At 68.7% G+C, this 12,464-nt stretch carries 13 protein-coding genes and 2 pseudogenes; 5 read left to right on the top strand and 10 right to left on the bottom strand.

Going from position 1 to position 12,464, the window contains the following annotated elements; genetic code table 11:
- Positions 1-53 precede the first annotated feature (53 nt).
- The 6 genes and pseudogenes from AWZ10_RS25200 to AWZ10_RS53880 form a co-directional block, all read right to left on the bottom strand.
- The gene (locus AWZ10_RS25200) at positions 54-2,951 is read right to left on the bottom strand and encodes a glycosyl hydrolase (protein WP_006378968.1); all 2,898 of its coding nucleotides are present in this window, start codon (positions 2,949-2,951) and stop codon (positions 54-56) included.
- A gap of 181 nt (positions 2,952-3,132) precedes the next feature.
- Positions 3,133-3,318: a hypothetical protein gene (locus tag AWZ10_RS25195; RefSeq protein ID WP_006378702.1), complete on the bottom strand. Its 186-nt coding sequence runs from the start codon at positions 3,316-3,318 to the stop codon at positions 3,133-3,135.
- Positions 3,260-3,508 carry an alpha/beta fold hydrolase gene (locus AWZ10_RS48085; RefSeq protein WP_231885298.1) on the bottom strand — a complete coding sequence of 83 codons (249 nt, stop codon included), beginning with the start codon at positions 3,506-3,508 and terminating at the stop codon, positions 3,260-3,262. The genes AWZ10_RS25195 and AWZ10_RS48085 overlap by 59 nt, the downstream gene beginning before the upstream one ends.
- A 243-nt stretch (positions 3,509-3,751) precedes the next feature.
- Positions 3,752-4,555, bottom strand: coding sequence for an IclR family transcriptional regulator (locus AWZ10_RS25190; RefSeq protein ID WP_010354078.1), 804 nt, complete (start codon positions 4,553-4,555; stop codon positions 3,752-3,754).
- Between the two features lie 224 nt (positions 4,556-4,779).
- Entirely contained in the window at positions 4,780-5,214 is a 435-nt protein-coding gene (locus tag AWZ10_RS53885; RefSeq protein ID WP_341846097.1) for an FAD-binding protein, read from the bottom strand.
- Between the two features lie 196 nt (positions 5,215-5,410).
- Positions 5,411-5,713, bottom strand: a pseudogene (locus AWZ10_RS53880) (FAD-binding protein); the annotation flags it as partial.
- 372 nt (positions 5,714-6,085) lie between these two features.
- On the opposite strand from AWZ10_RS53880, the gene AWZ10_RS25175 reads away from it, so the two are divergent.
- Positions 6,086-6,979 (top strand): MarR family winged helix-turn-helix transcriptional regulator, encoded by an 894-nt coding sequence (locus AWZ10_RS25175; protein WP_244172540.1) that lies wholly within the window; start codon positions 6,086-6,088, stop codon positions 6,977-6,979.
- Here the strand turns inward: AWZ10_RS25175 and AWZ10_RS25170 are convergent.
- Together AWZ10_RS25170 and AWZ10_RS55145 are read right to left on the bottom strand one after the other, a co-directional pair.
- Entirely contained in the window at positions 6,966-7,262 is a 297-nt protein-coding gene (locus tag AWZ10_RS25170) for an oxidoreductase C-terminal domain-containing protein (RefSeq protein ID WP_006378921.1), read from the bottom strand. The two genes, AWZ10_RS25175 and AWZ10_RS25170, sit on opposite strands and share 14 nt — an antisense overlap.
- A gap of 703 nt (positions 7,263-7,965) precedes the next feature.
- Positions 7,966-8,091, bottom strand: coding sequence for a hypothetical protein (locus tag AWZ10_RS55145; protein ID WP_010354081.1), 126 nt, complete (start codon positions 8,089-8,091; stop codon positions 7,966-7,968).
- A gap of 102 nt (positions 8,092-8,193) precedes the next feature.
- Between AWZ10_RS55145 and AWZ10_RS52985 the strand changes: the two genes are divergently transcribed.
- The 3 genes from AWZ10_RS52985 to AWZ10_RS25145 all read left to right on the top strand — a co-directional run bounded on the left by AWZ10_RS52985 (position 8,194) and on the right by AWZ10_RS25145 (position 9,709).
- Positions 8,194-8,487 (top strand): hypothetical protein, encoded by a 294-nt coding sequence (locus AWZ10_RS52985; protein ID WP_037727451.1) that lies wholly within the window; start codon positions 8,194-8,196, stop codon positions 8,485-8,487.
- 165 nt (positions 8,488-8,652) lie between these two features.
- Positions 8,653-9,273, top strand: a complete 621-nt coding sequence (locus AWZ10_RS52980) for an enoyl-CoA hydratase/isomerase family protein (RefSeq protein ID WP_010354083.1) — start codon at positions 8,653-8,655, stop codon at positions 9,271-9,273.
- Between the two features lie 25 nt (positions 9,274-9,298).
- Entirely contained in the window at positions 9,299-9,709 is a 411-nt protein-coding gene (locus AWZ10_RS25145) for a hydrolase (protein WP_223786221.1), read from the top strand.
- Positions 9,710-9,806: 97 nt separating this feature from the next.
- Here AWZ10_RS25145 and AWZ10_RS25140 read toward each other — a convergent pair.
- A pseudogene (locus tag AWZ10_RS25140) lies at positions 9,807-10,682 on the bottom strand (helix-turn-helix domain-containing protein); the annotation flags it as partial.
- Between the two features lie 455 nt (positions 10,683-11,137).
- On the opposite strand from AWZ10_RS25140, the gene AWZ10_RS25135 reads away from it, so the two are divergent.
- A complete protein-coding gene (locus tag AWZ10_RS25135; protein WP_006378715.1) occupies positions 11,138-12,328 on the top strand; it encodes an IS110 family RNA-guided transposase in 1,191 nt (396 codons plus the stop codon).
- Between the two features lie 48 nt (positions 12,329-12,376).
- Here AWZ10_RS25135 and AWZ10_RS25130 read toward each other — a convergent pair.
- On the bottom strand, positions 12,377-12,464 hold an 88-nt coding region (locus tag AWZ10_RS25130; protein ID WP_341846096.1), incomplete at its 5' end, for a VOC family protein.

Genomic DNA, 12,464 nt, shown 5'->3' with positions numbered 1-12,464 from the left:
GGTTCCTCCAGGTCTCGACGGTGCGCTTGCCCTGGCCGCGAATCGCCGCCCGCTCATTCCGGGATCGGTACCTGGCGGTACGGCGCGATACGGACCGGCCCCATGAGGCCGTATTGCTGCCGGGGCTTCTCGGCCTGACCCGGGAAGCCTTCCGTGACCCGAAGGCGATTGCGCAGCGGTGTCGCCACCCGGACCGTGATGCTGTTGTCTCCTTGCTTCACGTAGCCACTGAGATCGATCCGCCGGCCGACCTGGTCGGACGGTGGCAGCGTCGTGCCGTTGACCGTCACCTCGAAGGTGTCGGTGACCTGTCCGAGGTCGAGGTAGGCCCCGTCCAACCGCACGAGCCGTACCGTGGTGCGATAGGTGCCGACCCCGGAGACGTCCTCAAGGCCGGGGATGGCGGACCAGGGTGCAAGGCGGTTCAGGTGATGCTCGTGCTCGCTGACTTCGAGCTTGCCGTCCGGGCCTCGGTGCCAGTCCTCGACGGAGAGCTCCCACACGTTCAGCTCCTGGGCTGCCCCGGTGGGAGGAACGGTCACCCTCCGTTCGGAGCCGTCGTCAAGCTTCACGGTGTACGAACCAGCCGTTGAGCCCCGCAGGAGCAGACCGCCACCGGGCGCCGTCACGACCTCTCCGCCCGTGGTGGCGACCACATGACGGGCACTGCCCGGTACGAGAACGATGATGGTGGATTCGCCGGGTGCGAGCCGCACCGGGACTGTGATCCGCCCGCGTTCTGTTCGGTACTGGGCGACTGAGGTGACCGTGCCCGTCCAGGCATCCAGTTCGTAGGGGGTGCCTCGGCCCTCCAGGGCGACCTCCTCGGACACGGCTCTTTCCGAGGAGTTGTGCAGGTGATACAGCGCGCCTCGCGACAGTGTGCGACGCAGGGCGAGCACGGCGGGAGCGACGCGCGTGTCCGCTGCGGGACGGATGCCGAGCACCTCGAAGACGGCGGGCAACCCGCTCGGTTCGGCGACGTGGCGTACCGAGGCCTGCTTGAGCAACAGGTCCATCAACTCGGCCAGTGCCGCATCCTGCTGTGCCGCCCGGTGGGCGCCAGGCGTGCGGGTCGGCGGCGCACCGACGATCACTACGGGCAGGCCGCTGCGGGCGTGCGACAGCAGCAGTCGGGCGGTGGCTATGGGCAACGTGGGCTGGCGGTCGAGGATCAGCGCACGATAGGCGGGTCCTTCCGGGGCAAGGCGCCGGTCACGTACGCGGGTTCCGTCGAGTTGTGCCGGGCCGGCGAAGTCGTAAGTGAAGCCGTCCAGCCCGGCCGGGATGCGCATGCCGGTCCCGTAGGCGTGGCGGTAGACGACCAAGTCCACCGAAGGCCTGCCCTGGCGCAGGGCGAACTGCGTGCGCGCAGTCCAGTCGACGATCTTGCCGGTGTCGTTCCACGTGGGCTGGCGCGGCCCCCATGCCTCGGAGAAACCGTTGCCGCCCTGGAGGGTGAACGGTGAGAAGCCGGGCCAGGTGGTTCCCAGGCCCGCCTCGGTGGCGAAGCCGTGATAGACGACCTGGTTGACACCGTGGGCGAAGGCGGCGTTGAAGTGCTTGAGCATCTGCGGCCAGGTCTGCGCGTACGCCTCGCCGTAGATCGCGCAGCCTTCGAGCGAGAAGACGCGCTGCCCGGACAGGTGCACCGCACCGGACGAGAGCCATCGGTATGGCTCGTCGGTGTAGTCGGGCGCCGCGCCGAGCGACTCGGTCTCGTTGATGTCGAGGGCCGCGCCGATCGTGGGAACGTCGGTGGTGGTGCCGTAGGGCTGGGCCCGCAGTCTCAGGCCCATGGCGTGCGCCCAGGACTTCAGTGGCTCGACGTGCTCACTGATGTACAGGTCCGTGAGCGTGTGATAGTAGTCGTCGCGGACGCGGGCGCCACTGTCGTCGGTGAACGCGAAGTCCGGGGTGTCGTCGGGTGTCACGCTCGTGTACTGCCGGTGGATCCGGTCGATGAACAGCACCGGCAGGTTGTCGATCAAGGAGTAGCCGCGCAGCTTCTTGAAGCGCGCCGGAAGTTCCCGGGACCAGTGCTGGGCGGAGTCCAACTCCAGGGAATCTTCGAAGAGATCCCCTCCGTTGTCCTGCAGCAGACTGCGCAGGCGGGGCGTCAGGACGCGCTCGTCCCAGTAGCTGGTTACTGCCCGGGTACCGGCGGCACTGAAGTGGTCGACGACATACGCCGCCTCTGTCGTGGCGGCCTGGCCGACGACGGCGGCCTGGCCGGTGCCGCGCTGCCAGAACGCGAACAGCAGCCACTGCCCATCCGCTGGGGCGGTCCAGGCGAGGGTGCCGTCGCTCACCCGTCCTGTGAGGTCGATCCGGGAAGCCCGCTCGAGCAGTACGGGCTTCGCGTCGGTTGGGCCCGCGCAGCGAAACGCCTGGACCGCTATCAGGGTTTGCTCGGTGACGCCCGCGTGCGGCTGCGGGGCCGCCGGCACGGGCCCGTCGTATGCTTCGCCGCCCGCAAGGACCGCACGCCCGTAGGCGATCTCCTGGGCTGCTTCCGGGCTGTCCGGCGACAGCCCGGGGGCCACCAGCGGCCAGGCCGGGCCCACGGTGAGATCGATGCGCACCCCGTGCCTGTGACCGGCGGCGACCGCCTGCTCCAGGCGCTCGGTGAGCACAGCGCTGCCCCAGCCGTACTGCTGAGCGTCGGCGGTGACGATGCACTGGATCTCGACTGCGCCGAAACCTCGGCCTGCGATCGCCTCGATCTCCGCGTCGATGGTTTCCGCCGCGATCTCTCCGCACGGCCACCAGTAGCGGATCTTCGGCCGGGCATTCGCAGGCGGGTGAGCGAACCGCCGGACGAAGGCGCTGTCCAGCCCGGTCGACGAAGAGGCGGCAGCGCTCTTGGCCCCGGCCCACAAGGTCCCCGTGGGTGCCAGCGTCACCGCGGCCGCGGTCGCACAGAACTGTCTGCGGGAGAAACGGGACACAGCGGCTCCAGATGAAGTGATCCCCGGCAGTCGGGAGTTGGTGTGCCGGGCACCCTTTCATCGCCTGGGCCGTTCGGTGTCGGTCGATCCCGGTGACCGGGAGCGCCTCACGTGGTCCCTCAACCCTCAAGAAGAGGCAGCAGTCCCGCCGTCAGCAAAGTTGCGCCATCCGGCGGGGCGTTCAATCACCCTCGCCGCCGTCGAGCACCTGGTGCAACCAGGCGCGTTCGGCCTGGCTGATGCTGCGGACCATGAGCAGCATGCCGCGGCGGTAGGGATCGGCGGTCTCCTCCGCGGACAGCGGACGATCACCCTCGTAGAAGAAGCTCGCGGAAGTCTCCAGGAACTCCAGCCGGCGCCGCAGCACGGCGTGCTCGCCGGAAGAGCTCCGGTTTGCCGATCGCAAGCTGAAGTGCGACGACTCCGCCCATAGAGTTGCCGACAACGTCGGCCTGCTGCAGTCCGAGCCCGTCGAGCAGCGCTCGCACGGCCCGCGGCGCGGCCAGCATGGGGTGCCTGTCGGTCGGATCGCTGATACCGAAGCCAGGGAACTCCAGGACGAGACAGCGGAATTGCCGCGCAAGCGTCGGCAGGTTGTGCCGGAAGTTGCGCCAGCCGGTGACAACCGGGCCCCGACCCGTGCAGCAGGAGCGGGTCAGAGCGATCCAGAGAAGCGCTTCCTCCCGGGCGTGAACGCCCGGGGTTCCGCGCTAGATCAAGCTGAACTCCCCGGTCGCCGGCAGGGGGACCGGCGACCGGGGTCTGTACAGGGACCAGGAATCTACGCGCAGAGGCGCCGCTCAGGCCGTGCCTACGCGTGCCGTGCGCAGTGCGCTTTCGCCGAACAGGTCCAGAGTGATCCGCTGCGCCATGTCGTACACCAGCGGCGCGATGCGCTCCAGTGGCGACGCGTGCCCGGCGACCAGGGAAATAGCGCCGACCGGACCCTCAGGTCCCCGGATCGCCACGCCGACGCACGCGATCCCCTCGACGCACTCCCCCCGTTCGACGGCGAGCCCTCGGTCACGCCGGATACGGCCGAGTTCACGGTGAAGTGCGGGAAGGCCGTCGACGCTCGCGCCCGTCGCGGCCGGCACCCCGTCGGCGTACAACTCGTCGATCTCTTCCGGCGGCAGCCAGGCGAGCATCGCCTTGCCGAGCGCCGTGCAGTGCGCGGGTGCCCGGCCTCCGACACGGGAGGCGACAGCGGCAGCCCGGCGGCCGCCGACCTTGTCCAGGTACTCGACATACGTCTCGTCGAGGGTGCCCAGATGTACGACGAGGTCAGTCATGACGGCGAGCTCGTGCAGCCACGGCGCGGCGGCCGCGCGCAGATCCGAGTGCCCGCTCTCCCGCGCCCCCCAGGTCCGCACTCGCCGCCCGAGGTGGTAGCCAGAGCGGGTGTGCTCGACCCACTGCAGCCGCACGAGCTGGTCGAGGATGCGGTGCGCGGTCGACCTCGGAAGTCCGGTGCGGCGGGAGACCTCCTCCAACAGCAGCCGGGTCTTCGGTCCCTCGAAGCAGTCCATGATCAACGTCATTCGCTCGACCATCGAGGGCGGTCGCACCGCGACCTCCGGTCGTGACGACAGCGCCAGCGTCATTGTCAGCACCCTTCGGCCACTGGAATTGATTTCAATTCTAGTGACGCCACGGTTACTGCCAAGAGATGTGCATGCCTTTTATCAAGTAATTTTGAGCCCGCTTTCCTCCGCTACAGAATGGAGGAATCGGGCGAAATGGCCCCAACTTGAAGGACAGCTCGGACAGATGACTGTATGCAGCCAAGTAAGGTGTGCGCCCCTCGGGGAGTACCTTGGCAGGGCACTCAGCCCGCGGCGCTCTTCGCCGCGTGCTCCATCGCCAGGTAGCTGAACACCATGGCGGGACCAATCGTGGCTCCTGCCCCGGCGTACTCGTTGCCCATCACCGCGGCCGATGCGTTGCCCGTGGCGTACAGACCAGGGATCACGCTGCCGTCCGGCCGCAGCACGCGGCCCTGAGCGTCCGTCAGTACGCCGCCCTTGGTGCCCAGATCCCCCGCCTCCGATCCGGATCGCGTAGAAGGGTCCGCCGTCAATCGTGTCGAGATTGGGGTTTGGTAGTGAGTGGTCGCCGTAATAGTTGTCGTACGGACTGTCGCCGCGCCCGCAGTCCTCGTCCCTGCCCTTGGCCGCGAAGCCGTTGAAGCGAGCGACCGTGGCCTCCAGGGCGTCCGGCGGGACCGCGATCTTCTCGGCGAGTTCGCGCAGCGTGTCCGCATTCGCCACCAGGCCGCTGCGTAGAACGAGCAGCCACGGCGCGGCGGCCGCGCGCGAGACGACCCGCCAGGCCGCCACGCCCAGCATCCGCCGGGCCTTCCACTCGCGCCGGATCATCATGAGGTTACGCGCTTCGTAGCCCGTGAACCACAGACCGAGCGGCATGGGGACGTCCAGCGCTAGCAACTTCCGCTCCTCGTCCCCCAGTTTGCGGACGTCGATCGGACGCGGCTGGATGGTCCTGCCCGCCGCCCTGCCGCCGGGCAGCTCAGGGTGATAGTCGGAGTAACCGGGACACCAGGAGAACTCCATGTGCCGACTGACGCGATGCAGCATCTCGAGCACCTCGAGCCCGCAGTCGACGTAGGCGTCGATCCGATCGGCCGCGACGCGGTCGCCGACGACAGCCCGCAGATAGTGCCGCACGTCCTCGACATCGTCCGTCTGCCCCTCCTTGCGCGGGGTGGGATTGTTGGGGATCCAGATCCCTCCGCCGGACATCGCGGTCGAGCCGCCGATCCCGGCCGCCTTCTCGACCACGAGCGACGTGAGCCCGAAGGTGTTGGGCCGTGATGGCCCCGACCATTCCGCCGGCCCCGCTGCCGCCGATCAGTACGTCGACCTCGTGGTTCCAAATGGTCCCGTCAGTGCTGGGCACCGCTGCCGACTCTCTGCCACCCGCATGGATGTGCAATGCTTGATAGATGTCCCGTATCTCGGCATACGGGCTGCCGTTCATGGAGTGGTGGGGGAAGGGGAGTCCGCGTGGACCGGGTGCCCGAGGAGCTCGCGCTGGAGAGGGCGACGCTCAGACTCATCAACACGGTCGCCTTCATGTCCGGTACGCGGGCGCACAGCCGCGGGTTGCGAGCGGTGACCGGAACCGAACTGTCGCCCTCCGACCTGCGCTTCATCGAGCTCCTCGGCAGCCGTGGCGCGGTGCCGACCAGCACGGTGGCACGCGAGCTCGGCATCGATCTCGGCCAGACGAGCCGACAGGCGGCCCAGCTCGAGGCTGCCGGACACCTCGTACGCAGCACGGATCCTGCGGATCGCCGCCGGACCCTGTTGGAACTGTCGGAGCCGGCCGCGGCGACGCTCGACCGGTGGCTGCTCGCATGGAGCCGCGACTACCTGGTGGCGGAACCCCGGTGGTCCGCTGACGGCATCGCGGCGCTCGCCGAATGGTTCACGCTCGTGTATGACCGGCTGGTGACGGCGCTGCCCGACAGCCCCCGGTCCGCGGCCGCTGACCGCTGGACGGAGCTTGCGGGTGACGACTACGACGCCGGAACCCGCGCCTTCTTCCGCCCAGTCATCGGAATCGTCACCTGGGTCGGCCAGTCCAGCGGGTTCAACGATCTGCTGGAACTCATCGACGCGCCCGTACGGCAGACCGGGCTGTTCGCCCTCCAAGTGATCCAACGCAGCGGCCCTCTCCCCGTCGCAGAGGTCGCGGCCCGGCTCGCGATCGACCCTTCGCAGGCGAGCAAGCGCCTGCGCCAGCTCACCCAACTGCGGCTGGTGGACCGCGCGGTGGACGGGTTCGACCGCCGCAGCACACTGGTCCGCATCTCGCGCAAGGGGGCGGCGCTGCTCACGCGCGTGCTCGAAGTCCAGCTGACGGTATTCCAGAAGCTGATCGACGACCTCAGCTCCGAGGACCGACAGCGCTGGACGCCCTTGGTCGAGTCGTATGTCACCACGCTGCTCGACGCTCGGGGCTCGACCGGCCCGTCCGGAGGAGATCTGTTCAGCCGGAACTGACCGCATTCGCGGTCACCGCCTTGATGAGCGTCTTCAGCGATACGTCCGGATCCATGAGATCGGAAGCCGCGATCTCCGTTCCGGAGGCCAGCGCCTTCTTCAAGGCCATGAAGTCGGCGGTCGCGTTGACGGCCTCGACAGCCGCCAGTCGCCCGTCCCGGTAGTAGCCGACGAGGCATCTGTCGCGATCGCCGAATTGGCGTGTGACAGCAGTGTCGTCGCTCGCACGCAGTCCGACGATCCGGATGCGCAGGCTGCCCTGATCCGACCAGAACCACGGCACGCACGTGTACGGACGACGCTCGCCGAGGATCGTGGCGGCCGCGGCATCGGGCCGGGCCCTGCGCGGCGAGTTCCACCACGCGCACGCCCGCCAGCGGTCCGCTTCCGGTCGCCATCAGAACCCCTCGGGAGCGGTGCCGACGACGCCCTGCTCCACCAGGCCGGCGTACGCCTCCTCGGTCAGCCCCAGTTCACCGATCAGCACCTCGCGATTGTGTTCGCCCAGGGTCGACGGGCGCCGAGTGAGCCAGGCGGGCCGGCCTCGGTGGCGGAACGGGAGAGTCGGCAACGGAACCGTGCCGGCATAAGGCAGTTCGGCCGTTTCGTACGCGCCTCGTCCTGCGAGGTGAGGGTGCTCGTGCACCCACCGACTGTCGATGGACACGGCGGCGGGGACACCGGCCGCGAGGAGCAGACCGACGACTCATCGGCCTCACGCTCCGCGACCCAGGCGCCGATTCGGGCCTCCACCTCGTCCGCAGCCTGCCGGCCGTCACGGTCGGCTAGGGTTGGATCGGTGCGCCAGTACGTCGCCCGGCTTCCATGCCCGTCTCGACGGCCGCACCTGGCGGGTCGACGGCGCGATGTCGCACGATACGCGCGTGGCGCCGGGCGAGCGCCTGGCGCACCGAAGGGTCGTCCAGGACATACGAGCCATCAGGCGCCTTGGTCTCGGCGGCCCACGCCCGCACACTCGCGAGGATCTACTCGAAGGGCGCCGTGGCCACCACGGCGACGCGTTCGGTGTTGAGCTGACCGGTGATCATGGCCCAGCCGTTGTTCTCCCCACCGATGCAGTTCTCCACCGGCACCCGGACGTTGCGGAGCACTTTCTCCTTAGGGGAACAGGTCTTACTGTGTGGGACACATAACCGCTTCGCTGTTCGCAGGACACCTGCCAACAGCGCAGATGCGGGAGAACTAACGGCTTCATGACAAGCAAATTCCTGATGAGCGGCCGCCTGGAACTCACCGCAGCGGGCGCCCCGGTGACGCCGCTTCATGTCGTTCCGCTCGACGGCATGGACTGGGACGACCCCTTGCTCCCGCCTCGCGTAGCTCCTGCTCCGCTGCTCGTGGGCGTTGCCACCGCGCCGCTCCCACCCGAAGCGGTGCCGGTCGTCGAGCAGCTCACGGTCACCCTCGGCGGCGGACTCGCCCCGTACTGCGCGGGGACTGCTTCGGATGTCGACGCCGTCCGTGCCACGGTCGCCGGCGCTCCGTAGGCTGCGCTGACGCTGGACGAAACGCTCCGAGCGACGCCCAAGGCGACGGTCGCCGAAGGACTGCTCATCGAGTCCCTCTCATACTCGATACTGCTCGGCGCCAGGGAGTTCGCGGCTTGGCGATCGCGCTCCAAGCCGCGCCCCACGGCGGCCTGTGCGGATCCGGTGCTCCTCGACCGGGACGACGGCACGCTACGGATCACTCTCAACAAGCCCAAACGGCATAACGCGTTCGGCCACGCCGTGCGCGACGGGCTGCTCGAAGGGCTGGAGTTAGCGCTCCTCGATCGAAGCGTGGAACACGTTGTGGTGAGTGGCGCAGGCCCGTCGTTCTGCAGCGGTGGCGACCTGGACGAATTCGGCACGGCGCCGGACATGGCGACCGCTCACCTCCTCAGGCTGCACCGCTCCGCCGCGCGTCATGTCGCCGCTCTCGGCGACCGAATCCGCTTCGAGGTGCACGGTGCCCGCGTCGGCGCGGGCGTCGAAGTACCGTCCTTCGCACCCCGCGTGACGGCGGCAGACGACGCGTACTTTCGGTTGCCCGAGCTGGAGATGGGCCTGATCCCGGGAGCCGGGGGCACGGTTGGCGTCACACGCAGGATCGGGCGGTGGCGGACGGCGTATCTCGCGTTGACCGGGCACGCCATCGATGCGACGCCGGCGCTGGACTGGGGACTGGGGGACGCACGTGCCGAGAGAGGGGATCCGCACCGGCGGAGCATGGAGGAACTCCCGTGCCGACACGGTCTTCCGCGACGTCGAGGTCGACGGCCGAAGGGTTGACGTCCACGTACGCGGTGCGACCGTCGTGGCGGTCGGTTATATCACCCCCGTCGCAGGGGCAGAGGTGGTCGAGGGTCATGGCGACGCTCTGCTGCCCGGGCTGCACGACCACCATCTGCATCTCCTCGCGATGGCGGCCGCCGCGTCCTCCGTCGACTGCGGTGTCCACGCGGGCGACCCTGACGGGCTGGCCGCCGCGCTGCGCTCGGCCCCCGGCACCTGGGTGCGCGCCGTCGGCTACCACGAGCGCACAGCGGGCCACCTCGACCGGCAGGGTGCTCGACGCATGGGTGCCCGACCGGCCGTGCGTGTCCAGCACCGCAGCGGGGCCCTGTGGATTCTCAACTCCCCTGCGCTGGCTCTCGTCCACCACATCCTGGACCACTCACCCGAAGTGGAACGCGATGCCGTCGGCCGCCCCACGGGCCGACTGTGACGCTACGACGGCCCTGTTCTCGTATAGCTACGGCGAGGGGGCAAGTAGCTCAGTGTGATTTCAGGGCCTCTGCACGGAAGATTTCAAGTCCAGTGAGACGGTCGTACACCGGAGGGCCGGCGGCTTCTTGCATCCGCTTGGCTGCACTCCGCGCGTGCTTGATCCGGTCCTTCGCTTCAGCCTTGCGACCACCGCGCGCGGCAGAGACAGCAGCGCGCAGTTGCAATGTCCCCCAGGCCCGAACAGCCAGCGGGTCACCGCGGTCGTACTCTCGCTGCACGCTGCGAATCGCCTTGTCGGACAGGGCAACAGAGTCGTCCCAGTCTGCCGTTGCCCACATGTCCCACACGCGCATCCAGTCGGCGACGGCAGGCATCACCGGGTCGCCCGACAGCCGCGCAGACCAAGCAGCTCGTTCGCATGCCATGGCCACCAGCTCCGGGTGTCCAAGCGCGTGCGCGGCAGTGTGGGCGAACTTGCAGCACACCGCGTAGATGGCATACGCCTCTTCCTGCTCATGGCCCGTGGCGACTTCGGCCAGGGCGCGCGCCTCACGGAACAGGTCGGGGAGCACCTGCACGATCGCCACGTTCGCGGCAGCGTCGCGGAGGCGATGCAGGCGGGTGGTTTCCTGCCACAGCTGACCGGCTGTACGGGGCGTTCCGTCGAAGACGGGAGCGAGGTCGTAGCGGCGCAGCTCGCGCATGATCGCGGCGGCAGACACCTGCCACTGGTTCTCGGCCGGTGCGGTGTTGTTGTACGGACGCCCGATCAGGTCGTTCGGGTGTACATGCAGTTCCGAGGCGAGCAGGTTGAGCAGGCCGACGCGGTCGAGTTCGATGTGGCCGCGTTCCATCTTGGACACCCAACCCTGTGTTTTGCCCAGGGCGGCAGCGAGGTCGGCTTGCGTCATGCCAAGGCGGAGCCGTGCGCGACGTGCGCGACGGCCGATCTCTTCGGCTTCTTCCAGCATCAGCGCGCCCCCCTGGGGGTGAGGCGCCAGCGTTCGAGAGGGCGGCGAGGCATCGTGCTCCATCCATCAGGGCTTGTCCCCTTGACGGTACCGAGGTCGCTGGGCCGAGTGTGGAGTGCCCAGGGCAGGAGGTGACTACTTGTGGTGCCTGGGTCAGTCCAGCCCCGACGAACCGGCGGCTGGCTGCCATGGCTCCAGCCCAGCCTGCCGGGCTGCACTCAACAGTTCCCTACGTTGTCTGCGGGACAGGGCGAGCCCTTCGTATGGTTCTTCCACCCAGGGGCGTCGGGCGTGGCTTTCAAAGTTCTGCCGCTTGGGGCAACCAGCGATTGGCCACCCGACGCCCCACGACGACTCGGCTGCCAATTAGGAATTGCGAATGATCGCTCCGTAGGGAATCGACAGCGAGGTCGTCCGTCGGGAGGCACCGAGCACACCCACCGCACGGAGGCACCATGGCCGCGATCTGGGCCGGCATCGACGCAGGCAAAACCCACCACCACTGCGTCGCGATCAACGAGAGCGGCCACCGGCTGCTGTCCCGGCGCGTCGCCAATGACGAGCCCGAACTCCTAGAACTCCTCACCGACGTCCTAGCCCTTGGCGACGAGGTGACCTGGGGCATCGACCTGGCCGACGGCGGAGCCGCCCTGGCCATCACAGTCCTCTTCAACCACGACCAGCAGGTCCACTACATCTCCGGCCGCGCCATCCACCGCGCCTCCGAGAGCTACCGCGGCGAAGGCAAGACCGACGCCAAGGACGCCGCCGTCATCGCCGACCAGGTCCGCATCCGCCGCGACCTGAACCCCTTACGCACCGGCGACGAGACCGTCACCGACCTCAAGATCCTCACAGGTCGCCGTATAGACCTGGTCGCCGACCGCACCCGCATCGTCAACCGGCTCCGGGCCCAGCTGCCCGGCATCTTCCCCGGCCTGGAACGGGTCCTGGACCTCACCAACAAGGGCCCGCTGACCCTGCTGACCGGCTACCAGACCCCCGCGGCCATCCGCAGACTTGGCGCCAAGCGCCTGGAGACCTGGCTGCGGAACCGCAAGGTCCTCCGAGCCGACCAGCTCGCCGAGGCCGCGGTCGAAGCCGCCGAACGCCAGCACACCAGCCTGCCCGGCGAGAAGCTGACCGCCCAGATGGTGCACACCCTGGCGAAGGAGGTGATGGCCCTCAACGAGCAGGTCGCCGAGCTCGGAAAGCTCATCGAGGCCCGATTTCGCGATCACCGACACTTCGAGGTGATCACCAGCATGCCCGGCCTCGGCATCATCCTCGGTGCCGAGTTCCTGGCCGCCACCGGCGGTGACATGGCCGTCTTCGGAACCCCCGACCGCCTCGCCGCCTTCGGCGGCGTCGCCCCGGTCCCGCGCGACTCCGGCAAGATCAGCGGCAACCTGCGGCGCCCGCAACGCTACAACCGCCGGCTCCAGCGCGTGCTCTACACCTCCGCGCTGATCAGCATTCGGCGGTCCGAGGCATCCCGGCGGTTCTACGACCGCAAACGCGCCGAGGGCAAGCGCCATACCCAGGCCGTCCTTGCCCTCGCACGCCGCCGCGTCAACGTCCTCTGGGCCCTCCTCCGCGACGGACGGCGCTACGAGCCCGCTCCGCCGACAAGGGCTGCCGCATAGGAAGGGACGCGACACGCTGCGCGCGGCCAATTGGCCTGACCGACCCCGTCAGACCAGGCAAAACTCGTTACCTTCCGGGTCTGCCATCACCACGTGATCCGGCCTGCCCTGCAACTCGTCCTCGCGGACCACGGTC

The organism is Streptomyces europaeiscabiei, from assembly GCF_001550375.1.
Taxonomy (GTDB): Bacteria; Actinomycetota; Actinomycetes; order Streptomycetales; family Streptomycetaceae; genus Streptomyces; species Streptomyces europaeiscabiei.
The sequence above is the reverse complement of the archived record's forward strand: the minus strand, read 5'-3'. Positions and strand labels throughout refer to the sequence as shown.

What these genes read in the sequence shown, in the direction of transcription:
- AWZ10_RS25190 (WP_010354078.1), bottom strand. Translation starts at nt 4,555, where the DNA reads ATGACGCTGGCGCTGTCGTCACGACCGGAGGTCGCGGTGCGACCGCCC.
- AWZ10_RS53885 (WP_341846097.1), bottom strand. Translation starts at nt 5,214, where the DNA reads ATGCGGACACGCTGCGCGAACTCGCCGAGAAGATCGCGGTCCCGCCGG.
- AWZ10_RS52985 (WP_037727451.1), top strand. Translation starts at nt 8,194, where the DNA reads ATGACAAGCAAATTCCTGATGAGCGGCCGCCTGGAACTCACCGCAGCG.
- AWZ10_RS25135 (WP_006378715.1), top strand. Translation starts at nt 11,138, where the DNA reads ATGGCCGCGATCTGGGCCGGCATCGACGCAGGCAAAACCCACCACCAC.